The sequence below is a fragment of the Vibrio vulnificus CMCP6 genome (genome assembly GCF_000039765.1).
In the GTDB taxonomy this organism is placed as follows: domain Bacteria; phylum Pseudomonadota; class Gammaproteobacteria; order Enterobacterales; family Vibrionaceae; genus Vibrio; species Vibrio vulnificus_B.
On record NC_004460.2, the window covers coordinates 803393 to 828067 of the forward strand.

22 protein-coding genes and 1 pseudogene are annotated in these 24675 nt (G+C 46.3%); 10 read left to right on the plus strand and 13 right to left on the minus strand.

What is annotated here, in order from left to right; all coding sequences use genetic code 11:
• Window positions 1-48: 48 nt before the first annotated feature.
• Entirely contained in the window at window positions 49-708 is a 660-nt protein-coding gene (locus VV1_RS18610) for a PilZ domain-containing protein (RefSeq protein ID WP_011081678.1), read from the plus strand.
• On the opposite strand, the gene luxQ is transcribed toward VV1_RS18610, so the two are convergent.
• The 6 genes and pseudogenes from luxQ to VV1_RS18640 form a co-directional block, all read right to left on the minus strand.
• Window positions 705-3278, minus strand: a complete 2574-nt coding sequence (luxQ, locus tag VV1_RS18615; protein WP_011081679.1) for a quorum-sensing autoinducer 2 sensor kinase/phosphatase LuxQ — start codon at window positions 3276-3278, stop codon at window positions 705-707. The two genes, VV1_RS18610 and luxQ, sit on opposite strands and share 4 nt — an antisense overlap.
• A complete protein-coding gene (locus VV1_RS18620; RefSeq protein WP_011081680.1) occupies window positions 3275-4375 on the minus strand; it encodes an autoinducer 2-binding periplasmic protein LuxP in 1101 nt (366 codons plus the stop codon). Before VV1_RS18620 ends, luxQ begins: the two co-directional genes overlap by 4 nt.
• Before the next feature lie 186 nt (window positions 4376-4561).
• A pseudogene (locus VV1_RS18625) lies at window positions 4562-5738 on the minus strand (conjugal transfer protein TraF).
• 76 nt (window positions 5739-5814) lie between these two features.
• Window positions 5815-6111: a GIY-YIG nuclease family protein gene (locus VV1_RS18630; protein WP_011081682.1), complete on the minus strand. Its 297-nt coding sequence runs from the start codon at window positions 6109-6111 to the stop codon at window positions 5815-5817.
• Entirely contained in the window at window positions 6111-6773 is a 663-nt protein-coding gene (locus VV1_RS18635) for a YceH family protein (protein WP_011081683.1), read from the minus strand. The genes VV1_RS18630 and VV1_RS18635 overlap by 1 nt, the downstream gene beginning before the upstream one ends.
• A gap of 65 nt (window positions 6774-6838) precedes the next feature.
• A complete protein-coding gene (locus tag VV1_RS18640; RefSeq protein WP_011081684.1) occupies window positions 6839-7048 on the minus strand; it encodes a hypothetical protein in 210 nt (69 codons plus the stop codon).
• Window positions 7049-7317: 269 nt separating this feature from the next.
• Here VV1_RS18640 and VV1_RS18645 point away from each other — a divergent pair, with 269 nt between their 5' ends.
• Entirely contained in the window at window positions 7318-7632 is a 315-nt protein-coding gene (locus VV1_RS18645; protein WP_011081685.1) for a DUF496 family protein, read from the plus strand.
• Window positions 7633-7803: 171 nt separating this feature from the next.
• Window positions 7804-9132 (plus strand): MATE family efflux transporter, encoded by a 1329-nt coding sequence (locus tag VV1_RS18650; RefSeq protein WP_011081686.1) that lies wholly within the window; start codon window positions 7804-7806, stop codon window positions 9130-9132.
• Window positions 9133-9183: 51 nt separating this feature from the next.
• On the opposite strand, the gene VV1_RS18655 is transcribed toward VV1_RS18650, so the two are convergent.
• A complete protein-coding gene (locus VV1_RS18655) occupies window positions 9184-11829 on the minus strand; it encodes a hybrid sensor histidine kinase/response regulator (protein WP_011081687.1) in 2646 nt (881 codons plus the stop codon).
• A gap of 109 nt (window positions 11830-11938) precedes the next feature.
• On the opposite strand from VV1_RS18655, the gene VV1_RS18660 reads away from it, so the two are divergent.
• The 4 genes from VV1_RS18660 to VV1_RS18675 all read left to right on the plus strand — a co-directional run bounded on the left by VV1_RS18660 (window position 11939) and on the right by VV1_RS18675 (window position 15783).
• On the plus strand, window positions 11939-12397 hold the full coding sequence (locus VV1_RS18660; RefSeq protein ID WP_011081688.1) for a hypothetical protein: 459 nt from the start codon (window positions 11939-11941) through the stop codon (window positions 12395-12397).
• Complete coding sequence (locus VV1_RS18665; protein ID WP_011081689.1) at window positions 12398-13450, plus strand: porin family protein; 1053 nt, start codon at window positions 12398-12400, stop codon at window positions 13448-13450.
• Between the two features lie 334 nt (window positions 13451-13784).
• Window positions 13785-15221, plus strand: coding sequence for a glyceraldehyde-3-phosphate dehydrogenase (locus VV1_RS18670; RefSeq protein WP_011081690.1), 1437 nt, complete (start codon window positions 13785-13787; stop codon window positions 15219-15221).
• 334 nt (window positions 15222-15555) lie between these two features.
• On the plus strand, window positions 15556-15783 hold the full coding sequence (locus VV1_RS18675; protein WP_011081691.1) for a hypothetical protein: 228 nt from the start codon (window positions 15556-15558) through the stop codon (window positions 15781-15783).
• On the opposite strand, the gene VV1_RS18680 is transcribed toward VV1_RS18675, so the two are convergent.
• Window positions 15780-16652, minus strand: a complete 873-nt coding sequence (locus VV1_RS18680; RefSeq protein WP_086016971.1) for a LysR family transcriptional regulator — start codon at window positions 16650-16652, stop codon at window positions 15780-15782. The two genes, VV1_RS18675 and VV1_RS18680, sit on opposite strands and share 4 nt — an antisense overlap.
• Before the next feature lie 104 nt (window positions 16653-16756).
• Here VV1_RS18680 and VV1_RS18685 point away from each other — a divergent pair, with 104 nt between their 5' ends.
• Window positions 16757-18013, plus strand: coding sequence for an adenylosuccinate synthase (locus VV1_RS18685; RefSeq protein WP_011081693.1), 1257 nt, complete (start codon window positions 16757-16759; stop codon window positions 18011-18013).
• A 197-nt stretch (window positions 18014-18210) separates the two neighbouring features.
• Window positions 18211-18684: a peroxiredoxin gene (locus VV1_RS18690; protein WP_011081694.1), complete on the plus strand. Its 474-nt coding sequence runs from the start codon at window positions 18211-18213 to the stop codon at window positions 18682-18684.
• An 85-nt stretch (window positions 18685-18769) separates the two neighbouring features.
• On the opposite strand, the gene VV1_RS18695 is transcribed toward VV1_RS18690, so the two are convergent.
• The 3 genes from VV1_RS18695 to VV1_RS18705 are packed head-to-tail and all read right to left on the minus strand — an operon-like array spanning window position 18770 to window position 20835.
• On the minus strand, window positions 18770-19384 hold the full coding sequence (locus VV1_RS18695; RefSeq protein ID WP_011081695.1) for a LysE family translocator: 615 nt from the start codon (window positions 19382-19384) through the stop codon (window positions 18770-18772).
• Window positions 19385-19441: 57 nt separating this feature from the next.
• Window positions 19442-20383, minus strand: coding sequence for a LysR family transcriptional regulator (locus tag VV1_RS18700; RefSeq protein ID WP_011081696.1), 942 nt, complete (start codon window positions 20381-20383; stop codon window positions 19442-19444).
• Between the two features lie 2 nt (window positions 20384-20385).
• Window positions 20386-20835 (minus strand): Lrp/AsnC family transcriptional regulator, encoded by a 450-nt coding sequence (locus tag VV1_RS18705; protein WP_011081697.1) that lies wholly within the window; start codon window positions 20833-20835, stop codon window positions 20386-20388.
• A gap of 255 nt (window positions 20836-21090) precedes the next feature.
• Here VV1_RS18705 and yjeH point away from each other — a divergent pair, with 255 nt between their 5' ends.
• Window positions 21091-22344 carry an L-methionine/branched-chain amino acid transporter gene (yjeH, locus tag VV1_RS18715; protein ID WP_011081698.1) on the plus strand — a complete coding sequence of 418 codons (1254 nt, stop codon included), beginning with the start codon at window positions 21091-21093 and terminating at the stop codon, window positions 22342-22344.
• Window positions 22345-22357: 13 nt separating this feature from the next.
• Here yjeH and VV1_RS18720 read toward each other — a convergent pair whose 3' ends face one another.
• Both VV1_RS18720 and pdxR read right to left on the minus strand, forming a co-directional pair.
• Entirely contained in the window at window positions 22358-23119 is a 762-nt protein-coding gene (locus VV1_RS18720; protein ID WP_011081699.1) for a class II glutamine amidotransferase, read from the minus strand.
• Between the two features lie 12 nt (window positions 23120-23131).
• Window positions 23132-24589, minus strand: coding sequence for a MocR-like pyridoxine biosynthesis transcription factor PdxR (gene pdxR / locus VV1_RS18725; protein WP_011081700.1), 1458 nt, complete (start codon window positions 24587-24589; stop codon window positions 23132-23134).
• Between the last annotated feature and the right edge of the window lie 86 nt (window positions 24590-24675).

The window sequence follows — 24675 nt, forward strand, 5'->3', positions numbered from 1 at the left end:
GGCCCCGAGGTTTATAGTTTAGGGAGTTGATTTTGAAAGTGAAGAAAGATGCCTTCGACTTACACCAAGGATGATATCCACCGGTTTGTAAAACCGGGGATGCGACTCAATGCGACCTTTGAATTTGGCCCACAAGACTCATTAACCTTGCCTGCGTTTTTTGTTGGCCTAAAAGCTGGTCAGTATTTGATCATCGACTTAGCGGATAAGGAAGAACTGCTCCTGCGCAAACTCGACAACGTCGATGTGATTTTACGCGGGATCGCGGATACGGAACTTGGCCATGTGGTTGCCTTTAAAACCAGCGTATTATCGACCATCAGCAAACCAGACTTCTTGCTGTTTCTCCGCTTTCCGGCCACGTTGGCAACCAAACCCATTCGTGAACACGAACGGTATAAGATCGATCTGGCATGCACCCTCAATCACAATGGAAACTTGTATGAAGGCCGTATGAGTGATTTTTCACTCTCTGGTTGTGCCTTCTTTACGCTTGTCGAACCCGAATTTAAAAAAGGCGACATCGTGAAGCTTGAGTCCACCCTGAATCGTTTTCTTTCAGCAGACAACGGAGCAAAAGTGGCCAGCATTCGTAAACTTGCCAATGGTTGGTCAATCGGAATTAAGTTTGAGAAGTCGGTTTTACTTAGCCAAGAGCTGAAAAGAGAGCTACTTGAACTCTCTTTTCATGCCGGATTATTAGGCTAATGTTCTACCCAATAGTGTGCTTTGAAGTGTAATAACTCATCGTGCAACTCTTGCTCTTTAATGGGTTTCACAATCACTCGATTGGCCCCTGCCGACAGAAACTCTTGTTTAGTACTTTCCTGTGCATCGGCAGTACAGGCATAAATAGGCGTTCCTAGCTTGAGTGTCTCCCGAATTTCGCGAGTGGCCTCTATGCCCCCCATCTTAGGCAATTGGTTATCCATTAGAATCAAATCGAATGCATGCTCCTTTAATTTCTCTAGAGCTTGGGTGCCATCTTGTACCCACTCGACACTCATTTGATACTTCTGGCAAAACGCTTTCAGAATAAAGGCATTCGTATGATTATCTTCCACCAACAAAACCTTTAGTCCCTGACCAAACAACTGCTCCGGTTTAGGATTTGTTGGTGTTTTCTGCTCCTCACACTCCCCTTTTTCTACAGGAATAGAAAGGTAGAAAGTTGAGCCTTTGCAAAGCTCACTCTGCACCGAGATTTCGCCTTCCAGCATCTCGACAAGGTTCTTCACAATAGTCAATCCGAGCCCGCTACCGCCATATTCCCTTGTCGACAGTGAGTCCGCCTGAACAAATGGTTCGAAAATACTTTCTAACTTACTTTCGTCAATACCAATGCCCGTATCACTGACTTGTATCGATAAAATGGAGTGCTCCGAACGCGCAAACTTCTCAAGTTTAAAGGAAACCTCAATTCGACCAGCAGGAGTAAATTTCACTGCATTGCTGATCAGATTAAACATAATTTGATTCAACCTGACTTGGTCTGTATGCAATTGGCAATCGAGTGGGATCTGGTTATGGATTTCGAAACTCACCCCTTTTTCACGGCAAATTGGCCGATAGATATTCTCCAAAGTATTGAGGGTATCGTAAAAGTTAAAGTCGCGTTTTTTGATATTGAACTTGCCTTGCTCAATCTTAGAAAAGTCCAGAATATCATTTAACACTGCCAGTAAATGTTCTCCGCTATTACACAGCACATCCACTTGTTTTAAGTTCTCTGCGTCGTTCACCGAACGTTTTAAGAGCTGAGCAATGCCTAGAATACCGTTGAGTGGCGTTCTAATTTCGTGACTCATCTTGGCGAGAAAATCGGCTCTGGTTTTGGCAGACTGTTCTGCTTCACGCCTAGCGAGGTTACTCTGCTTCTCCGCATCAATCAGGGTTGTAATATCTTGACCTTGCACAATGATGCCGCTGATGCCGTTTTCCACCACAATGGGAGATAAGTTCCAGCGAAAAATTTTCTCTCCGATCGGCACATTAATGCCCGTCAACGTTGCCCCTTGAGCGGCCATTTTCAAGTGCGGTGATAGCTTGAGTTTAAACAGTTGAAATAACGGATTAGAGAAATCCTGAGGTGAAGCGTGTTCAATGCCTAACTCTTTCATTGCAGCAGGATTCATCTGAATCAGAAGACCACTTTCCGACCAAACCATCATCGGAGAGAGGGCAAAATTGAACAAATCTTGGAACGAGCGACGTTGCGACTCCAACTGCTCAAAGGTGTTTTCCAAAGTGTGGCCAATATGCGCAAATTCTAAGATGTCTGAACCATTAAAGCGCTCATACTTTTCACCCGTTCCAGCAAAACGGCTGTAAGCCATCAGTGACTCTAGTGCATTGGCAACTCGATTTTGGATCCAAGAGCGAATGGCTAAGGAAAGCATCAACATCAGCACGACAGAAGTAGCCAACCCCAAATAGTGTTGTCTTTGAAGCGAAGCGACATGGCTATTTTCTTGGATCGCGAGAATACTGACGAGGGTATCAGTGGAATTGATCTCAATGGGCGTTTGGCTAATCAAGCAATCATCAAATGCGCTCGGCTCATCACGCATGGCAAGCAAGCTGTCTAAATCATACGGTTCGTTGCCACTCAAAGAATGCGAAATCACCTTATCCCCAACGAGCATGACAATATTGTCACTATTGCTGCCAGACTCCAGCATTTCGACCAATGGGAAATTATTGTCCAATACCACTGAAATGTAATACTGACCTAGCACTTCGCCCGTTGTCGTATCGATAACAGGGGAGCGTCTCACCAGCATATTGCGTAGCCCCATCAGGGTATGCAATGACATAAAATGCCAGTTGTTGCCAAACAGAACACTTTGCGAAATTTTTTCCAGCAGCACTTCATTAACGCCGTAAAAATGCGCATTGCCGTCGTCCCACAGCAGCCCCTCTCCGGTGGTTAAAAAACGAAACTCTGGCGTATGAGTGGGATCAGCCTGATCCATACTCAGGAAATAATATTCCAGCTTCTCGTCGTCCCCATCGAGGAAAAAACGTCGTATCGCCTCATTTTTTGAGTTGCTGTCATGATGAATTTGCAAAATAGAGAGGTGATTATTAAACAGACTCTTAACCAAAGCGGAGGTCTGCTGTTTGGTGAGCATCACTTCCTGCTTGATGATTTTATTACTGAAGTAGTAACTCTGAATGAAGATACCAATGGTAATAAGTCCGAGCACCAAGAAAATGATGCGCGTAATCAGCGTCGCTAAAGATTGATGCTTGCGTTGCAACTGTTCGTTTGTCATGGCTGATCTGAATATCTAAACGCGCGTTTTTTCAATAGTTCGATGTGTTCTGGCGAGTCTTCTTTTGTCACTACTTCAAAGTCACCAGAAAAGACAGTCGGGACAGTTCTTCCTTCAATGTCCCATTTGATCGCCTCAGCCATAGCGATTCCCGTATCATCGTTCATGCGCATAACCGTCAAATCAAGGTCACCTGCCGCGATCGCGTCAAGCTCAGCAGAGCCACCACCCCATCCATTGATCTTGATGTTTGTGCGACCCAACTCTTTCAATGCATCAATGGCACCCAGAGCCACATCGGTAGAACAGGCGTAGATAAAATCCACATCAGGATAGCGCTCTAAACTGTTTTTTGCGGACTCATAGCCTGAGGCTTTGGTCGCTTTGGTGTAGAAAGAGCTTTTTAGTGCAAATCGGTCACTGTGATTCATCTGATGTATAAAGGTGTCACCACGAGCATCACTCACGTAACCTTCAGAAAAGTAAAGAACTGAGTAGTTTGCACCTTGTGGGTAAAGCTGTTTAAACTTATCGGCCAGTGCAATGCTCCCTTCCGCATGGTCAAAACCGACGTAGAGAAATGGCTGTCTTTTATCCCAAGCTTGAACCGGTGTGGTGATATTTTGCAGAATCAGCTTGGTTTCGGAAGAGTCTAATACATGCTCAATGAACTTGCGGTGACGCGTCGTGTCGAGCGTAAAAATGAGGTAATCCGATTTGCTCTTTAACGCTTCCATCAAGGAGACGCTTTGCTGTTTAACATCGGCATTTGGCCGCGTAAAAACCTGATTGATTTGGTAACTTATCTGCAGCTTATCCATGCGTTTCTCAAACGCGGAAAGATTTCTTACCCAGTAATCGGAGATCTGCTGACCAGGAAATACCACTGAAATTCGAATCGGTTTGGATTGATGACGCTTTAAAGGTACAGGCGCATTCCTGACCACCTCAGACAGTTCTCGTGTGAGCACGCCTTGTTGAGGAAATTTTTCCAAAAATTCTTGATAAGCCCAGTACCCACTGAGGACTTCTGACGTATGTGAGCTTACTTGAAAACTTGCTGACGCTAATAAACAAGTTAGTAATATCTTTTTCATTTAATTATCTTTTTTGTTTTTCTGTGTAGCCTGACCGTGTAAAGAGTATCGCGAATTGTGAGCCGATACCAGATTGGATTTCAGTTGGGTTTCAAAACTTTTGCGTTTTTGACGCTTAGTGTTATCAATAAACAAAACCGCCAAATATTGACGGTTTTGCTCGGCGGCTCTCACCCATAAATTTGCTTAGAAAGTGAACGCTAAATTACCCGATACACCAAATTGGTTTTCACCTGCATAGCTACCCGCAATGTCGAGGCTAACGACATCAAAGGGACTAATACCAATACCGGCTGTGAAGGCGTTTTCGACCGTGTCTTCTAGGTCAATTTCGTAACCCGCGCGCAACTGAGCCCAGCCCCATGCGTTGCCTTCCACCCCAAAACGCACAAATTGGGTTTCATCATCAAGCGACTTAAAACGCTCTTGTTTGGTCAAATCCAAATCCATCGCAGCGGTAAAGAAATCTGAGCGGTAAGCCACGCCAGCAGAAACTTGTGTATTCAGCTCATACACATCTTGCTTTTGGCCATTTTTGTCTTTCAAATCTATCTCTTGGCTCAATAAATCTTTCACCGCAAGCGCAACCTGAAATTTATCCTTTAACCACACCACGCCGAAATCCAAGTTAAAAGCACTTTCTTTATGCTCGCTCTCTTCGTAATCATCTAACTCAAAGTCAGCCACGGTTGGAACAACATAGTAGGTAGTCAATTGTTGGATTTTGGGTGTGACACCGAAAGAGATTCGTTGCTCTTTAATCTCGAACTCTTTTGCCAAAGCCGCACCGTACTCAACATAACCGAAAGCCGCCATCGTCACCGATGAGTCTTCGTATCTTTTTTTAGTATCTGCGACCTCATTCCCAGGCCCTGTACTTAAGTAATCAGCGATGTTTGGCCTCGCTATCAACTCCAAATAGCCACGTGCAAATAGATTGGTTGAGAATCGTTTGGTGGGAATCGCCACTGCCAACCCTAAGCTACTGCTTGCGGTAAGAGGAGCATTTCCTTGAAGATCGTCAAGATAACGGTTTAACTGGTCGATTTGGCCTGGAGAAGGTATGAGGGCCGCCTCAAATTCGTCAATTGAGTCTTGGAGATCGTCAATGGTTGCCAAGCTTTCATCACTGTCTCGAACATTGACACCAATAGCTGGCAAAAGCAGGCCAAAATCATCATGTTCTTCAAAACTGGCGACCAAAGCGGGATTATAGAAGGGGGCGGTAAGATAATCAGCGGAGGCGACACCGGGTATTTCCCATACCACTACCGCGTCCATCTGCGACATGATTCGCTGCCAAAGAAGGGAGCGCCATCATAGACAAACCGACTGCCACTGCAATTTTGTTCAGACGTTGCATTGTATTCAATCCTTGTAGTTATTTGTCGTCTAAATATTAGTAAAGACTTAACAAAATTACATTCAGATTAATGATATCAATCGCAAAATTTATCTAATTGCAGTAATAGATCACCTTTTACTAGGCGCTCTTTATCTTGTTTGCGCAAAGTTTTGATGTGGCGCTCTAGTTTCAGTGCCATACTTTTGCTGCCCACAGGTACACTCCAAACCAATTCTAATGGGCCTTTGCCTTTCAGCGCTTTTGCCCCTTTGCCTTGTTGGTGCATACAAAAGCGTCGCTCTACATTATTGCTGATGCCGCAATAGAGCGCGTTAAGTCGTGTCCTGATCAGATAAACGGACCAATCAGGGCACGGTTCGGGAAGAGACATTAGAGAAGTGAGTTCACAAGTGACTTCAGTTCAGCAAGCTCTTGCTTCAATGCTTCCACTTCTGCTTCTAAATGAGCGACACGCTCATCATCAAACTGCGGAGTACTTGATGCTGTCATTAGAGCCGAACCTTGAAATGCATCGAGATCCACTTCGCCACAGAACTGATGCATATAACGTGATTCACGCTTACCAGGCTCAATAGGTAGCTTAACCACAAGCTGACCACGCTCTTCGCTCGCCAACTTATCTAATACGGTTTCGACTTCTTTAACATCTGCAAAGGTCGCCAAACGATTGGTGCGCGTTCTCAACTCTCCCGGTGTTTGTGGCCCACGCAGCAACATACAACAAACAATGCCTTTTTCTTGCGCAGACAACTTGAGATCACCAAATTCCGTATTGCAGAATCGATGTTGATACTTGCTCACACGGCTATTAAAGCCACTTTCATCACTGACTAGACGACGTGAAATCAGTTGGTCGACAGCATCAAGAACTTCAGATTCCGACAAGGACATCACAGGCTCGCGATTACTCTTCTGATTACAGGCATTGGTCAATGCATTTAAGCTCAATGGATATTGGTCTGGCGTTGTGACTTCTTTTTCGATTAAACAACCAATGACACGGGCTTCAATGGGGGTCAACTCAGTTCTCATGTTGCTTCTCCTTATATATTTTCTTGCTTCACCATAGCACGTTTCTAACCCCACATTGCAATGGGTTAATGCTCGGATATGAGAGTGAACTTGGTCAATTTGCCGTTTTCATCCACAACGACAATTTTGGAACGATTCAATTCGACTTCGATGGTTTCGAGCTTCACTCTTTCATCGATGTAAGCAGATTTGAGCTTGAAGCTGGTTTTGGGGCACTCTTCGAGCACTTGCTCATCGAAGATTTGCTCATCAAGTTGGGAACCATCGGACTTCATACTACTTGTCTATCATGCAGGTTTACTAAGTTGGCGCAGATAATATCTCTTTATGGGTCAGAAAGACAATTGCCTCGTTTTGAAGTGGCTTTTTCTTGACCAGACAAGCATTCGATTGATCTAAAGACTGTTATGAGTATGTATGATGTGCTTTAATCTCTGCAGGGTATGTTCGAGAATCACTTCAAGATGCTGATAAGAATGATCAAACACGCATCCTGAAGTTATTTTGCAATTTATCATTCACTTTTATTGAAGGTAAGGGACCTATGAATACCGTATTTGAAATTGTTTCTCAGGCGCGCCGTAAGAACAAATTGAAACGTGAACTACTAGACAATGAAAAGAAAGTTCGCGATAACCGCAAGCGTGTTGAGCTACTTGAGAACCTACTGGACTACATCAAGCCAAACATGTCTCAAGATGAGATCATGACCATTATTAAGAACATGAAAGCCGATTACGAAGATCGCGTTGATGACCACATCATCAAAAGTGCAGAGATTTCTAAAGCACGCCGTGACATCAGCCGTCGTATTCGCGAACTCACCGAAGAAGACAAGCAAGCAAGTGGCAAGAAATAAGCCACAGCTTCAGCGATAACATCTCAGCCTCGCCATTTGCGGGGCTTTTTCTTTGTCGCGTTTTGCTACCCCCAAAAGGTATTCATCCCCCAATGAATACCTTTCCTAACTATTAGGTTATTAATTTATCTTGCGCTAGACTAGCGATGGGTTCTGATTCAAACATTCGATATGACAACTTCTAACACTTCTCTCGCTCGCCAACTTTTTACTATGACATGGCCAATGTTATTTGGTGTGCTCTCTTTAATGAGCTTTCAATTGGTTGACAGTGCCTTCATCGGGCAATTAGGTATACTTCCTTTGGCTGCACAAGGGTTTACCCTACCGCTGCAGATGGTCATCATCGGTATTCAAGTGGGTTTAGGTATTGCGACGACTGCCGTCATCTCCAAAGCGCTAGGTGCAGAAAAACTTCAGTACGCTCGTCAACTCGCAGGGCTTATTTTGCTCATTGGTGCCGTAGGTGTGGCTCTGGTCTGTGTGATCATCTGGTTTTTACGACATGTGATTTTGTCGCTACTTGGGGCACCTGAAAGTGTCTATGCCGTCATCGACGCGTATTGGCCCTATTGGCTTATCAGCGCTTGGGTCGGCGCTATGCTTTATTTTTTCTACAGTATCTGCCGCTCGAATGGCAATACTATGCTGCCAGGCACCATGATGATGCTCACCAGCGGCTTAAACCTAGTGCTAGATCCGCTGTTTATTTTTACTTTCGATCTCGGTATCAATGGCGCCGCTCTGGCAACTATTGTAGCTTTTGGTATAGGGATTATGATCGTCGCTCCGAAAGTGCATCGTCACTCATGGGTCAGCTTTGATCGTCATGATCTGGATGTCGTTAACAGTGTGAAAGCCGTTGGCCATATTATGGGACCAGCGATGATCAGCCAGTTGCTCCCGCCTCTCTCTTCGATGCTGGCGACCAAACTCATCGCGGGTTTTGGCACAGCAGCAATTGCATCATGGGCGCTAGGGTCTCGTTTTGAATTCTTCACGCTGGTCTCAGTATTGGCCCTAACGATGTCCATGCCTCCAATGATCGGCCGACTTCTCGGTGCAAAGAACTTTGCCGATATTCGCAGCTTGGTCTCCATTGCTTGTCGCTTTATTCTGTTTTTTCAAACCAGCTTAGCCATTATCAGTCTATTAGTGTCTGCTTGGTTGTCTTCTTTGATGACCAGCGATCATCAAGTCGAAGAGATCCTCAACCTTCATCTGACCATTATCCCTATCAGCCTTGGAGCTTTGGGTATCTGCATGTTGATGGTTTCGATTTGCAACGCGCTAGGACGCTCCTACACTGCACTGCGTATTTCCGCATTGCGCTTGTTTGCCTTTTTCCTTCCTGCGCTTTGGTTAGGCGCAGAACTAGGCGGAATCCAAGGTCTCTTTATTGGCGCTGCGATTGGCAATGTTTTGGCAGGGCTTGTTGCATGGTTAACGTATCGCTCCGCCATCAATCAGTTGGCTGAGTTGGAATCACTCCGCTCTTGATACGAAGTGGCCAACCCCATGGGTTGGCCTCTTTATAAATAGGCGAGACGCCTAAGCTATTTTCAGTTCACTAAACAAGTCATAAAGCTGGTTAGATTTGTATGGCTTGGGTAGGTAGGCGTCCATCCCGGCCTCAAAGCAGCTTTGAATATCCTCTTCAAGAACGCTCGCTGTTAAGGCAATAATTGGCGTTTTTCCACTGCCTTGTTCCGTTTCCCAACGTCGGATTTCTCTTGTTGCGGTAATGCCATCCATCACTGGCATCATGCAGTCCATCAAGACTGCATCAAATTTTCCGCCTTGCGTGATGGCATCAAGCGCTTCTTGCCCATTACTGGTAATCAAATAGTCAAACCCGGCCTTTTCTAAGAAAAAACTGGCAATTTTTTGATTCATTAGATTGTCTTCCGCAATCAGTATTCGGCGATGGTTGCGGCCGTATGACGGGCTCACTCGAGTGTCGAAACAAACTTCCTGTTTGGCTGGCATTCTCGTACTTGAGGAAGCGGTAGGCTGTGAAAGGTTTTGTGCCAAACTCTCTATGCACGCTTTGAATCGTTTCCCTAAGAATGGCTGAGTCAAAAGAGCGTGAACTCGTTCGATGTTGATATGACTGCTGAACAAATGATGCTGGCACACCACGACACGTTGAAGCGGGATCACTTGCTCAAGTTGCTCTAGGTCTCGGGTCGCATTTTGATGCAGGCTGTGGCAATAGAAAACCACATCAAAATCGGGTTTCAATAACTGAACTTGCTCCACTCCTTCCGCGATCGTCAACTCAATACCACATAACCGACATTCATTAATAAGTTGGTTGGTATAACCATAGTTATCCGCGATCAATAAGCCTTTCTTAATCACTGGTGAACGCCAGTTTTCTGTATCGAGAGTTTCCACTGGGATCGTAAAAGAAAAGCAGCTTCCTAGGCCTTTGGTTGACGTGGCCGTTAACTCCCCTCCCATCATGGCAACCAACTGACGGCAAATCGCTAAACCTAAGCCAGTTCCACCAAATTGCCGCGTGATGCTGTCGTCTTCTTGCGTAAATGGCTCGAAAATCGTTTCTAGTTTTGCTTGATCGATGCCAATACCAGTGTCCGTCACTTTGAAGGTCAGATAGCCTTGGTGATCATGTTCATCCGCTTGATAGTTGACGAATGTAGAGATGTAACCCTCTTTGGTGAACTTGATTGCATTACCGACTAAGTTGGTCAGAACTTGCTTGATTCGGTGATCATCCGCCATTACTTTGGCAGGAATGTCCTCTCCCATTGTGATGTGCAGTTCGATATTTTTGCTTGTCGCCTTCGATTGAAACAGAGTCATGGCTTGGTAGACCGTTTCTCGAATATCCGCTTCCTGAAGCGAAATGTTTAAGTTACCCGATTCAATCTTGGATAGATCAAGGATATCGTTCAACAAGATAAGCAGAGACTGTGAGGAAGTATCAATATCTCCTAAAATCTCCTTTTGTTGGCTACTAAGTTCACTTTGAGACAAGATTTCAGTCATCCCGATAATCCCGTTCAAAGGCGTGCGAATTTCATGAGACATATTGGCTAAAAAGACCGATTTCGCTCGGTTAGCAGAAATGGCCGACTCTTTCGCATGGATAATCTCCACCATCTGCTGCTGCTTCTCATCAATAATTTGGTTTATCTGTTTGGCAAACACGGTGAACTCGTCATTGCCGTCAGGGATTACTCGTGTTTGCTGACTTTGCTCATCCTCTTTGGTCAAACTTTGTAATGCATTCAAAATGGCATTGAGCTTATTGTAAACCCTTAGCCATGTGGAAGTACCCAACATAAACAACACGAATAGCATGGCAAATACGGCACCAGTCATGCCCGTGAAATACCATTGTTGATGCTCTATTTGACTGCGCAGGCTGGTTTCCGCTTGAATTGAAAAGCTATTGATTAACAATAGTAGCGTTTGTAAACGATAATCTAGCTCAACACTGTACGCTTTGAGCTGATCCAAAGAGAGCGTTCCTGCGGCAATGCTGTCTCGATATTGCACACTGCTTTGATAACGTTCTGATGAAAAAAACTGCAATAGCTTTTCAACTTGATGATGACTTGCGCCTAAATCAAGAAAACGCTCAAGCGCTTGCTGTTGCCTTTCAATTGCCTGATAAAAAGCAGCATAATCAAAACCGTACGTTCCTTGTGTTTGTAATTTGTACGTGAGCAGCGCTTCTTTTTGCGCCCAATAGGAAAGGGAGATGAGCTGAGTGATGAGCTTTTCCGTCATTTCTGCATCATTGAGAGACAAATGAAGATGCTCATTTTCGATGGCCTCCAACATCTCCCGCAAAACATCAAACCCCCACTCTGATGAAATCAATCTTTCTTGCGCTGGTTGGCTTTTTATTTCCGACAACGCTTCAATTAAATCGTTTTTTAACCCACTTAATTCCGATGAAACATCTAGCGAATACATAAACTGGTTGAATGAGTCACTTTGCGATAACTCATCCAAATAACGCATTTCTCCTTGAACCCCCTGATAAATCCTAAAAGCCGTTTCAGCAATCCCATTTTGTATGTGTATTCGACTGATGGTTTTATCAAGAGAGTCTAACTGACGACGGTTATTTAATAACTCCTGCACTGTAAAACCCAATATAAAAATAGCGGGTAGCAGCGAAAGCAGGGCGAGACGAGTTTTTATAGAAATCTTCATCATATTTGTTTCGTCCTTGCAAGCATTGGGACCTAGCCTATCCTTAATACTAGACCAATTTCATAGCAACAAAATAAAAGTTAATTAAATCGCGGGAAACCGGTGAAACGGTGTGAGGTTAATGCCTAAATTCAGTCTGTTGGTGATCGTTGTTGTATTAATTAGTGTGCTCTCATCCTTATCTGTGAGAGCCGCAGACCAGTACATCATTTTTTCGCTCAACCCTCAGCTACCCACCTTAAGCACCAGCCAAGTTAAGATGATTTATCGCGGCAAAATGACGCAAATCGATGGCATTCCTTTTGAACTGCTCGATTTGCCCGCTTCGTCGCAACAACGTAATCAGTTTTATCAAATTTTATTGAACAAAACACCGTCACAAATGGCTGCCATTTGGGCCAAACAAACCTTTTCAGGACGCACAAAACAACCTTTTCAGCTATCCGAACAAAGCATTAAAGAGGTAATGGAATGGCTAGCCATTACTCCTTCCGGCATTGCTTATTTTCCAGCGAATGAGGTTCCCAGTGACGTGCATGTGCTCTACCAATTTACGACTGAGGAAGAATAAATGAGGCTTAAATTTATTTTACCCCTGTGCCTACTCTGCTCTCCGGTATACGGAGAGTGGACACTGTCGGACCAACTCACCATCAGTGGATTTGGCTCACTTTCTGCGAGTAAAAGCGATCAAGCGACGCCGAGCATCCAAGAAAAAGAATTTACCGATGAGTGGTGTTGGGATTGCGAAACCACACTTGGAGTACAGCTAGACTGGGCAATGAACGAGAACTGGCGAGCGTCTTTGCAGGTGGTCAAACAACCTCATGACGATTTCTCCGACCCGACGCTGGCTTGGGCATTTGTTGAATATCGCGGCGACGACTGGAGTACAAAATTAGGCCGCCAACGCATTCCGCTTTTCTTAATGTCGGAATATCTCTTTGTGTCACAAGCCTACCCTTGGTTTCGCCCGCCTATTGATGTGTACGATAGTGTGTTAGGCATTTCAAATTATGATGGGCTTTCTCTCGATGTACAGAAGTGGATAACCTCTGATATTCCAGTGCGAGTCGCCACTTTTGTTGCCAAATCCAGCAGCGACGATTACTCCTTGTATGGACAGCCACTGACCATCGATACCGATATTTCTTATGGCATCACCACCGAAATCGACTTTGATGAAAATCTTGTCCGTGCCGCACTGATGCACACGAAGTTCGAACAGACATACGCTGCAACCACGATTATTCCCGGGGGGGAACAATCGTTAACCTTGTTTAGTCTAGGTACCATTTACAACTGGCAACAGTGGCAATTTATTGCTGAGTTGCTCACAAGCAGTCGCTATCACTCTAATTGGTATGTCAGCGTTAACTATCAATGGAACGATCTCACACCCTATATTACCTACAGCCAAAGGAGAAAATCCGTCGAAAACGAAACATACAGCGTAGGCTTGAAATACTCTCTATTGCCTAATTTAAGTGTTTATGGCGAATGGCTTTACATACAAAGCGCCAAAAGTGTGATTAGCGGCCACTTTACTCAGCCTCAACTCCCACCAAACGAGTTGGTTGGTGAGGTAAACCTATTTAGCTTAGGCTTATCGTTTACTTTTTGAGTGTTAAAGTTGATGCATGTCTTATTTACAGTGCAATGATTGAATCATGTTACAACTCACGAGTGCTTTTATACATTATTTTCACAAAATAAGTTTCTGAGAATGAAAATGTCAATACGTATTTCGTTGTTTAAATCAACCACATTAAGACTTAAATTCAATCAGTTACAGCCATTTTATCTGTTTTATTTTTCCTAGCAGAATAACAACTTGCCGTGTAAACTCCCGCCACATAAATATTACAAGACTATTACAACCCTTATCCCTGCTTTCTGTTCCCCCTACATTCAGAAAGTAAGGTCAGCCCCAAAAACGTGAAAGGTCTAATACAAACATGAGTCCAGAGAAATATCTCCAAGACTGGCAAACCAGCCAAACGATTGCGGAATCCATCACTCCACTTATCGGCAAGCTGTACCGCCAAAAAGGTGTCGAAATCATTCTTTTTGGTAAAACCCTGATTAATGCAACCACCATCGACATTCTCAAAACTCACCGTGTCGCTCGACACTACACCGGTACACCACTTTCGCTTGAGCAAACCCTCCCCATTATTGAAAAAGTTTGTGAAATGAGCATTTCTGCTTGCCGTGTTGATGTTGGCCAACTTGCTCATCAATATTGGGAAAGCCACGACGATGTGTCTGCACTGGATGACTACTTACAAACCGCATTAATTGGCGCATTAGATGCAGGTTCTTCACTCGCATCACGAGATGTTGTGTTGTACGGTTTTGGCCGAATTGGCCGTCTATTAACCCGCCTTCTTATTGAAAAGAGTGGCCCAGGTTACCCGTTAAAACTGAAGGCCATTGTTGTCCGTGGTGGACGAGATGGTGATTTGCAAAAACGCGCAAGCTTGCTTCGTCGCGACTCTGTACACGGCCAATTCAACGGCAGTATCGTCATTGATGAAGAAAACAGCGCATTGGTGATCAACGGCAATTTCGTTCAGATCATTTATGCGAACAAACCTGAAGAGGTCGACTACACCGCATATGGCATTCAAAACGCCTTAGTGGTCGACAACACTGGCGTGTGGCGTGATGCAGAAGGCTTAGGCCAACATTTGCAATGCCAAGGCGCCGCAAAAGTCCTACTGACCGCGCCAGGTAAAGGCGATATCAAAAACGTCGTATTTGGTGTGAACGAAGATGTAATTAAGTCAGACGACACCATCATCTCTGCCGCAAGTTGTACCACCAACGCCATTACACCGGTGCTGAAAGTGATTAACGACAAATATGGCGTCATCTCAGGTCACATCGAAACAGTGCACTCTTACACTAACGATCAAAACTTGATCGACAACTTCCACAAGGGCGATCGTCGTGGTCGAGGCGCTGCACTGAACATGGTATTGACCTCAACGGGTGCAGCCAAAGCAGTAGCGAAGGCACTGCCTGAGCTGGCTGGGCGTTTAACTGGCAATGCGATTCGCGTTCCAACCCCGAACGTGTCGATGGCAGTCGCTAATCTCAACCTTGAAAAAGGTACGACAAAAGAAGAACTTAACGAGTATCTGCGTGAAATGGCGCTGGCTTCACCACTTTCTGCACAAATTGACTATACCGATTCGACAGAGATTGTATCTAGCGATCTGGTCGGCTCACGTCATGCGGGGGTTGTAGACGGTCAAGCGACGATTGCGCAAGATAACCGCGCAGTGCTGTATATATGGTATGACAACGAGTTTGGCTATAGCTGCCAAGTTGTTCACTGTATGGAACAAATGATGGGCGTTCGTTATCAAACTTTCCCTCGTGTGTAATTAGCTTGCTCCACAACTAACGACACCTTGGTAACGAAACCACCAGCGGGTTTGTTTACCTACGGCAAAGCCGCTGGTTCAAATATTTGTTCTCTTATAACGACAATAATAATCTCTCCCCCATTGCGCCTGTACCCCTGATACAGGCGCCTTTTAACCATCATATCGTTGTATTTATCTTACCTTGTGACCGTCGAAGCACACATCGGCTTTCCTCATCCACCAAGCAACTTGGTCAAATGTCAGCGCTTTGTACTTTTTGAATCATATTCATATTTCGTTCATCTTCACCACCGCAGTATGACTCCATAGAACCACCAAAGAGGCAATATTTATGAACCGCATTATTATGACTGCATTGACTGCGATTACCGCTCTGTTCACGCTCATGTTCAGCTTGCTCTTGGCAATTCCGTTGACCATCGTCGCGCTGATCACTGGTAAAAGAATCGAAAAGCAGCTAAAACAAGCCGCACAACAAGCGCAAGCACAACGCACACAACACGATGACGGCCAGCAGCATCGAGTCATCGATGGTGAGTTCGAAGAAGTCTCACGTTAATGCCAATCGGTCGATTGTGCATACTCTTCAACCCACCCAAGTAATTGCTTCGCCGCTTTCGACAGAACTTGGTTTTGTCGAACAATATAGCCAAAGTCGGTTGCAGGAAAATCCTCTAAATGCGTGACTTTCCTGCTTAACGTGGTTTTGGTATGCAAAGAGAAATCCGGCACAATCGCGGTGCCAAATCCGGCCTCCGCCCAGTCGATTTGCGCTTCGACACTCCCCACTTCCATCACTCGAAAACGAGGCAGATTCAATTTCGGCAAAGAGGCATCAATCAGCTCCCGAGTACGAGTATCGTGCCCGAGCAAGATGAGTGTCGGCTTGTCTTGCGCCTCCCATGCTTTCTCCAATAAATCATCACCAAATGCACACCATTTAATCTGAGTCAAAGGCGTGAAGTGCAGCGGTTGACTCTCTTTTTGTGCGATCACAAAACCAATATCAGCACGGGCACTTTTGACCAATTCGACAGCTTGAGAAGAGGTGGTATTGAACAAAGCCAAATCGATACCCGGATAGTCATTTTTGAAGCGTTGAAAAGGTTCAATCAGCAGCAAACGCGAAACAATGTCACTGGCTGCAATCGAGAGTGTCCCTTGCGTTAATTCATTGATGGCATTGAGATCGGATTGGCAAATTTGCAGCTCATTGAGCATCAACTTGGCAGACTTTAACAATCGACGCCCCGCCGGCGTTAACTGAACCGGGTTTCGTTCGATCAATTTTGCTTTGGTTGTCTGCTCTAGCTGTTTGATATGCAGGCTGACGTTGGGTTGTGTCATGTGCAGCTCGTTGGCGGTTTTGCCAAAATGTTTCACTTCCGCCAAGGTAATAAACGTCTTCAACCAATTTAGATCCAACACCGCAGACTCCATATGAGTTTCTTATTGACTTGATGAGTATAATTAATTTCTCTTATTAAGACTATCACCCTAAGATGCTTTGGTCTTATTTCGGAGGAATTGTCATGACGTCTATCGTTGTTGTGGGTGCAAACTGGGGTGATGAAGGCAAAGGCCGCATCGTTGATTTTCTAGCAGAAAACGCAGCGGCTAGCGTACGTTTCCAAGGTGGAAACAACGCAGGTCATACCGTAGTGAACCATTTTGGTACATTCAAACTTCATCAACTGCCTAGTGGTGTCTTCAACCCAGGTTGCCTCGCGGTGCTTGGCCCTGGCATGGTAATTAGCCCAGCGCTGCTTACTCAGGAATTGGCGGAAGTTGAACAATCTGGCGTGAAAGTGAATCTGTGTATTTCTGATCGTGCAACGCTGTGTCTACCGCTTCACGCACTAGAAGATACCCTAGAAGAACAGCGCCTAGGCGACAAGGCTTACGGTTCCACTCGTCAAGGTATTGCTCCTGCTTACGGTGATCGTGTGATGAAAAAAGGCATTCTGCTGGGCTGGCTAAAACAACCTGAAGTATTGGTCGAGCGTCTGCAATTTATGTTGGATTGGAAACTGCCACAACTACGTGCACTCTACCCTGAGTTCAAATTTGAACAAACGGCGCAAGAGATGGCCGATTGGCTACTTGAGGTATCTGCCCCTTGGCGTGATGCGATTTGTAACGTGTCCGTCCCTCTCAAAGCACTGCAAGCGGAAAAGCAAAACCTACTTTTTGAAGCGCAACTGGGTGCTGGCCGTGATCTCGTCTATGGTGAATACCCTTGGACAACCTCTTCCAACGTGGTTTCTGCGTACGCAGGCATTGGCAGTGGTTTACCAGCCCTTCGCCCAGAGCGCGTTATCGCTGTCGCTAAAGCCTTCAGCTCATCTGTTGGTACAGGTACGCTGATCACAGCAATGGAAGAACAAGACGCCTTCCGTGAAGCGGCGAACGAGTTCGGTGCAACAACCGGTCGCCCTCGCGATATGGGCTACTTTGATGCCGTAGCCACCCAAAATGGGGTTGAGCTACAAGCGGCAACCGAGATCGCTCTAACCAAACTGGATTGTTTGACTGGCCTTGACGATCTGAAAATCTGTGTGGCTTACCAAGGCGATCACAGTGAGAACCCAATTTGGCCTCAAACCGCAGCATTAGCACCAGTTTACGAGAAAATGCCAAGCTGGAGCGAAGACATCACCGCCTGCCGTCGTTTTGAAGATCTGCCTCAAGCCGCTCAGCAATATGTGTTGCGCATTGAAGAACTGATGGGCGTTCCAGTGAGTATGGTCTCTGTTGGCCCTGGTCGTGAGCAAATGATCCTACGTTAATGGACAGTCAATGACTAAAAAATCCGGGCTCGCCCGGATTTTTTTGTTTTTGATCTCTAGAGTCTGTTTCTAGAGATAAACGCATTCATCGAGTCGGAGATCACTATCTCGATTAACCCCGCTTTTCATCCGTTTTTAACTTGTTGATTTCGTACTACACTGCTTGAGAACTCAATTCGTCAAACAAGGACAATAACATGATCGCTCAAGGCCAAACTTTACCTAACGCTACACTGAGCCAACTAACTAAAGAGGGAATGGTCCACCACCCTGTTTTAGAGCTGTTTGCTGGCAAAAAAGTCGTGCTTTTCGCCGTACCTGGGGCGTTCACGCCAACCTGTTCAGAAGCACATTTACCGGGTTATATCGTACTGGCCGATCAACTTAAGGCGAAAGGCGTCGATCTGATTGCCTGCGTTTCTGTCAACGATGCGTTTGTGATGAAAGCCTGGGGTGAAGCACAAAATGCGGAAGAAATTCTAATGTTGGCGGATGGCGACGCGAGCTTTACCAAAGCACTCGGCTTGGAAATGGATACCGCTGGTTTTGGTGGCCTTCGCTCTCAACGCTACGCGATGATTATCGACAATGGCGTAGTCACAACCCTCAATGTGGAAGCGCCTAAATCATTTGAAGTGAGTAACGCTGAAACGATTCTTGCCGCGCTTTAAGCCGCATAAGTCCAAAACAAAACGCAAGCTCTGACGCTTGCGTTTTTATCTGGTTGCTCATCGGTAGCTAACGATTACTCAGCGATTACACCGTCAGCACCACACGCGCTGCCAGCAAAATCAGCACCACGCCTGACAGGCGATCGATCAACTGTGCTTTGGAGCGAATTTTGTCCACCACTTTTGAGCTCGATAACACCAAGGTGATAAAGGTATACCAGAGGCCATCAACGATAAATGGCGTCGCTACGATAATCACTTGATTACTCAACTCATTCCCCAGTGCTACAAACTGGCTAAACAGTGCGATGAAAAATAGCGCAATTTTCGGACTGAGAATAGAAATCAAAAAGCCTTCTTTGGCCGACTGCAAAACCGTCGTTTGCTCCCCCGATTCCAACTTGGCCGCCACACCGCCTTTAGAGCGCAACGCGTTGTAACCCAAGTAGGCTAAATAGCCCGCACCTGCGTAACTAATGGTTTTGAACAAGAGTGGGGATTGCTGTAACACCACCGCCAAACCAATTAAGGTCACGAAAGCGTATATCCCAATGCCAAAAGCGTGTGCCCAACTGGTGGCCAAACCATTCGCTCGCCCACCCGCTAACGCATGCTTAGCGACAATCGCTAAACTTGGCCCCGGCGACATCGCGCCCAAAATGCAGATCGTAAAAAGTGATAACCAAACTGTGAATGTCATAATCTTCTCCTGTGATGATTCACAGTAAGCCAATTTTTAAATGAACTGAAATCAAACTTAATCATGATTGCCATGATTTGAAATCATACCGATTGAATACTCGCAACTCAGCATGACGCGGGTTACCCTCTCTCGTACCCATCGATGGGCTGAGTCATGATCGTATTTGGGATGCCACATTAGCCAATATTGATGAATTTCCGTTTCAAACGGCAATGGATAATGGCAAATAGGTTGGCTCTTCGCCAAGTTCACTGCGATATGCTCAGGCACCACCATCATGTAATCGCTTTGAATCAGGACGTTCACCGCAGCGGAAAAGAAAGGCACTTGTAATGCAATGTGCCGTGTTTTGCCCAACTTTCTTAATACACTGTCGGTCGCGGAGTCCTTGTCACCACCGCCAGTCACTTTAATGTGCGAGTAGCGCAGCATGTCTTCCAAGCTCAACGCCGCTTTGCCCGATAGTGGATGGCCTTGACGCATCACACACACCGAGTAGTCTTCGCCGATTTTCGTGTAGGAAAGCTCTTTGGGAGGAGAAGGCAACATGGTCGATGCCAAATGAATGCCCGTGTCGAGCAAGCTGTCTAAATATTGTGGCTGCCAAAGCCGGTAGGACAATGTCAGACGCGGGGCCTGCTCTATCAGAACGCGAGAGAGCGTCGGTACAATGAACTGCGCAACATAATCGCTCGACGAAAGCACCAATTGCCCCTGCCAGTCTTGCGGGTTAAATGCCTGATGATCAAAGAGATGTTCAAACTCACCCAGTAACTGCACTAATTTAGGCCGTAGCACTTCGGCATGTGGCGTAGCAACAAGTCGGTTACCTTCTCTGACCAAAAGAGGGTCAGAGCACAGCTCTCGTAACTGGGCCAACTGTCGACTCATCGCGGACTGTGTAATGTGTAATCTGTCGGCCGCTCGGCTAACATGACACTCTTCGAGCAACACGAGCAAAGAACGCAGTAAATTGAGGTTGATGTTGTTGAGCATAATCAGGACACTTTGGTGGTATTAAAGAACTCCGTCAGTACCGTATGAGTAATAACGTGTTTCAGTTCTGGGAAGGCTTGTAACTGCTCTCTGATCTGGTTCAACCGTGTCATGGTCGTCACCTCCACATAGAGCATCATGTCCGTTTCACCACTGATCGCGTGGCACCACTTCACCCCATCGATAAGATAAATTTCCTTGGCATACGCTTCGCAATGATGGCTCGAAGCCGAAGTATCAAACTTCAACGCCAGATAGGCGGCAATTTTTTCGCTGGCGTTCTCCTGCGCGATATCAGCGTGGTAACCCAAGATCACCCCATCACTTTCCAACTTTTTGATTCTGGCCGTCACGGCAGAACGCGACAGATTGACCGCCTTCGCCATGTCAGTCACAGAGCTACGTGCATCGTTTCTCAGTATGGTGAGGAGTTGTTTATCAAATTTATCCATTTCTTCTCTGTGGTTAGCGTCCCTAATCTCTCTCCCATTCTACTCACAACGCTCAATTAGTGAAGCAATGAAAATCCATTTGACTCTGCTTGCCCTAACCGTCACTTTGACGGCAATTAACAACAAAAGCGTCAAAATGTCGGTGCACAACATCACTTTGCTAGCTGCCATTTTCTGCAAAAGTCGATATGCTTGGTTAACGCTTTCATTCTCATAATTATTCATTTTCTATGGAAGCGGCACAGGGAGCGTGTCATGAGTGAACTCAAACAAGAAATTACACTGTTGTCAGGAATTGGCCAGTTATCCACCACCTTGATGGGAACCGGATTGTTTATGATCCCCGCCATCGCCGCCAGTATTGCCGGTCAATATTCCCTCTGGGCTTGGTTGTTTCTGTTTGTGCTTATTTGCCCTGTGGCCCTCACCTTTGCTCAACTGGGCAAACGCTACCCCAACGCCGGTGGTACGGCTTATTTTGTTCGCCAAGCGTTTGATAAACGCTTAGAAAGCGCGGTGGCATGGCTGTTTGTCTCCGTGATCCCCGTCGGGGTTCCCGCTGCGATTGCGCTCGCTGCTGGCTTTTTGCAGCAGTTACTGCCTAGCGCACTCAATCACGCCTTGATAGCTCAATTGATCACCGTTGCGTTATTAGTGGCGGTCAACTTGCTCGGCGCTCGCTCTTCCGGACACTTACAAACGCTGATTGCTCTGGCTATTTTCGCGCTTGTTGGTGCTTTCTTATGGCGCGGGGAAGTCAGTGTCGAGGATTTGCACATGCCCATTTTTACCAGCGACTCGCTCCTGCCTATTGGCGCAGCTCTGGCGGTGATGTTTTGGTGCTTTGTCGGCATTGAAGCCTTTGCTCATATGGGGGAAGAGTTTAAAAATCCACAACGTGATTTTCCCATTGCCATCGTCATTGGCTGTTTTGTCGCCGGTGCGACGTACTGGGCATGCTCGGTGGTGATACTCAAATTCGGTGCTTACGGCAGTGCTGAGTTTGACAGTGCTTCGATCCCTTGGCTGAGTGAACAACTGTTTGGTACGCAAGTCAAAACACTGATCAGTCTGATTGGCTTTTCGGCCTGTTTTGCCAGCATCAATCTCTATACCCAAAGCCTCTCACGCATGATCTGGGCGCAAGCGAGAGAACATAATCCGAGTGGAAAAATGGCAAAAATTTCCCGTCGCGGCGTGCCCATCAACGCAACCTTAGTGGTGGGGTTGGTTTTGGCACTCGCCTGTCTTGTTGGCGAAATCTCTGGGCTCGATTTAGAGTTTTTCCTTAAATTAGCCAACAGCGTTTTTGTGTTGATCTATCTGCTTGCCATGCTGGCCGCCTTCAAACTGCTGAACGGCCATGCTAAGTGGCTTGCCGGCGTCTCATTGATACTCTGCTCGTTGGTGTTTGTTTGTCTTGGTTGGTCAATGCTGTATGCACTGAGTGTTTTTGCTCTGTTTTTTCTACAAGCGAAAAAGCAAATGAACAAGGCTGAGTCGGTTTAACTCAGCCAATAAGTTACGCGATCGGATAGCTAGTCACCGCGCTACCTTGAATGTGGGTGATGGTTTGGGGCGCAATCACTTGCCAGCGACACTGGCCGTCCAATGGTTCCGACGCGAGGATGATCGAATCTTGGCAATCTTGAATAAACACCGTCGGTGGGTCGCCTGCCGAAGCGTATCTTATGACCCAAAACTCGTCACCGTTTGAGATGCAAATGGACGCTTTAAACGGCTCTGTGATCGCTTTTTCTTGCATGGTTTGATTCACTTCGCCAATCGTCTGTCGAATGGCGTTTAAGGGATCATGCTGAAGCCCATTTTTCATCATCAACAAAAAGATCAACTCGCTGTCAGTGGTTCCACGACGTTTGAGATAAATGGCTTCGGGCAGTAACCGCTCTAAAGCAAACTTCACCGCGGCAAATTGACCTATCTGACCATTGTGCAAAAACATCCATTGCTCAAGGATAAATGGGTGGCAGTTGGAGCGTGATACCGAAGTGCCTGTCGATGAGCGGACGTGCGCCATAAAGCGATGAGAGCGAATGTGATGCGCTAATGAACGCAGATTTTCGTCCCCCCAAGCGGGAAGCACCTCATGGAATTGCCCTGGCGTTGCCCGCTCGGTATACCAACCTAAACCAAAACCATCGGCATTGACGCGGGTGACCGCTTTTCTTGCTTCAAGACTTTGATGCACTAATGAATGTTCTGGCTCATAAACCAGTTTGTCGAGATAGATAGGCTCTCCTTGGTAGGCCAACCAGCGACACATAAATTTGCTTCCTTATTGATGGGACGACATTTGCACAAACAAGCTTGCCAGTAGAGCGAGCTTGGCGTCAATCTCTTCCTCTGCCACATTACCAAATCCCAATACCGCGCCCTGCCAATCTCGTTGCGCGCAGGCTTCACTTTCATAATAGCTTAAAGGACGAATCACAATGCCTTGGCGTAAAGCTGCGGCGGCCCACTGTTGCTCCGTAGGCCCTTGGAACCAACGTACGGTCACATGCAGCCCTGCGGCTTGGCTGATCACTTCCAAGCGCTGAGAAAAATGACGTTCAATGCCCGCCACCATCGTTTGGTACTTCTGCGCATAGAGGCGGCGCATCTTACGGATATGACGCATTAACGCGCCATCGGCGATAAATTCCGCCAACGCAGCTTGAGTATGTGTGGGCGAATCGCCACTCAAGGCATCTTTGATTTCACAGCCCCTATGCACCAGCTCAGGGGGCAAGACAAGGTAGCCAAGTCGCAAACCGTTAAACATGATCTTGCTAAATGAACCAATATACATAACGCGATCACTGGCACCAATTTGGCTGGCTAGCCCTTGCAAGCTGGTATAGGGGCGATGAGCAAACTGGAACTCGCTGTCATAGTCATCTTCAATGATCCAGCACTGTTTCACTCGGGCCCACTCGATGATCTGCACTCTTTGCTCTGTGCTTAAGGTGGTGCCCATTGGGTATTGATTGCTCGGCGTCAGGTAGACAAAACGACATTCAGAAGCGAGCACATCGGCAACATCAATGCCACTTCTCACTGCGACGTTAAGGGGCTCCATCGGCATGCCCAATAAGCGGGCCACTTTACGCATTTGGCGGTAACCCGGTTGCTCCATTAACAGTGGATCGCTTGCTTCTTTTGCGCACATCAGCGCGATGGTTAAGGCCTGCTGTGCGCCAGAGGTAATGATGATTTGCTCAGCTTGGCATTTAACAGAGCGACTCGACGCCAAGTAATCGACCAAAGCGCACCTGAGGGCGTAATCCCCTTTGACGATTTGATTGCCTAAGATGGTGCGCCGCGAATGTTGGCGTTGTAGATATTTTTGCCATTCAGGCAGCGGGAATTTTTCCAGATCCGGCACGCCGGGCGCAAAAGCTCGGTTAATCTTGATGGGTTCAGGCTCTGCCGCGAAGGCTGCCATGCTCTTTTCTTGGGCTGGTGAAATCGCCATTTCTCCTAGAAAGTGCTCTGGTAGCTCAACCACAACGTAGTAGCCCGCGCCAGCACGACTTTCAATGTAACCCTCCGCACAGAGTTGCTCGTACGCCGCGATGACGGTGTTGCGGCTCACATTGAGCGCCTGAGCTAACTTACGTGTGGCAGGCAAGCGCCCCTGCTTATTCCAAAGTCCGTGCGTGATTTTTTCTCGAATGGCGTTGTAAAGATCTTGCTGTAACACACCTGTTTTTGGCGTCAGTGTCAGATCGCCGATTTCAATCGGTAGCATGGTCAGTCCTTTTTCCAATTGGATCTAAACATAAATCAAAATTGGACCTTATAGCTAGACCAATTTGTCTTTATTGTTCGTGTCAT

Bases quoted from the DNA above. Each gene is read 5' to 3' on its own strand.
- VV1_RS18670 (WP_011081690.1), top strand. From the start codon at position 13,785: ATGAGTCCAGAGAAATATCTCCAAGACTGGCAAACCAGCCAAACGATT.
- yjeH (WP_011081698.1), top strand. From the start codon at position 21,091: ATGAGTGAACTCAAACAAGAAATTACACTGTTGTCAGGAATTGGCCAG.
- VV1_RS18640 (WP_011081684.1), bottom strand. From the start codon at position 7,048: ATGAAGTCCGATGGTTCCCAACTTGATGAGCAAATCTTCGATGAGCAA.
- VV1_RS18695 (WP_011081695.1), bottom strand. From the start codon at position 19,384: ATGACATTCACAGTTTGGTTATCACTTTTTACGATCTGCATTTTGGGC.
- VV1_RS18700 (WP_011081696.1), bottom strand. From the start codon at position 20,383: ATGCTCAACAACATCAACCTCAATTTACTGCGTTCTTTGCTCGTGTTG.
- VV1_RS18705 (WP_011081697.1), bottom strand. From the start codon at position 20,835: ATGGATAAATTTGATAAACAACTCCTCACCATACTGAGAAACGATGCA.
- VV1_RS18675 (WP_011081691.1), top strand. From the start codon at position 15,556: ATGAACCGCATTATTATGACTGCATTGACTGCGATTACCGCTCTGTTC.
- VV1_RS18720 (WP_011081699.1), bottom strand. From the start codon at position 23,119: ATGTGTCGCTGGTTGGCCTACCAAGGAGAGCCTATCTATCTCGACAAA.
- VV1_RS18690 (WP_011081694.1), top strand. From the start codon at position 18,211: ATGATCGCTCAAGGCCAAACTTTACCTAACGCTACACTGAGCCAACTA.
- VV1_RS18650 (WP_011081686.1), top strand. From the start codon at position 7,804: ATGACAACTTCTAACACTTCTCTCGCTCGCCAACTTTTTACTATGACA.
- VV1_RS18645 (WP_011081685.1), top strand. From the start codon at position 7,318: ATGAATACCGTATTTGAAATTGTTTCTCAGGCGCGCCGTAAGAACAAA.
- pdxR (WP_011081700.1), bottom strand. From the start codon at position 24,589: ATGCTACCGATTGAAATCGGCGATCTGACACTGACGCCAAAAACAGGT.
- VV1_RS18620 (WP_011081680.1), bottom strand. From the start codon at position 4,375: ATGAAAAAGATATTACTAACTTGTTTATTAGCGTCAGCAAGTTTTCAA.
- VV1_RS18665 (WP_011081689.1), top strand. From the start codon at position 12,398: ATGAGGCTTAAATTTATTTTACCCCTGTGCCTACTCTGCTCTCCGGTA.
- VV1_RS18635 (WP_011081683.1), bottom strand. From the start codon at position 6,773: ATGAGAACTGAGTTGACCCCCATTGAAGCCCGTGTCATTGGTTGTTTA.
- luxQ (WP_011081679.1), bottom strand. From the start codon at position 3,278: ATGACAAACGAACAGTTGCAACGCAAGCATCAATCTTTAGCGACGCTG.
- VV1_RS18655 (WP_011081687.1), bottom strand. From the start codon at position 11,829: ATGATGAAGATTTCTATAAAAACTCGTCTCGCCCTGCTTTCGCTGCTA.
- VV1_RS18685 (WP_011081693.1), top strand. From the start codon at position 16,757: ATGACGTCTATCGTTGTTGTGGGTGCAAACTGGGGTGATGAAGGCAAA.
- VV1_RS18610 (WP_011081678.1), top strand. From the start codon at position 49: ATGCCTTCGACTTACACCAAGGATGATATCCACCGGTTTGTAAAACCG.
- VV1_RS18630 (WP_011081682.1), bottom strand. From the start codon at position 6,111: ATGTCTCTTCCCGAACCGTGCCCTGATTGGTCCGTTTATCTGATCAGG.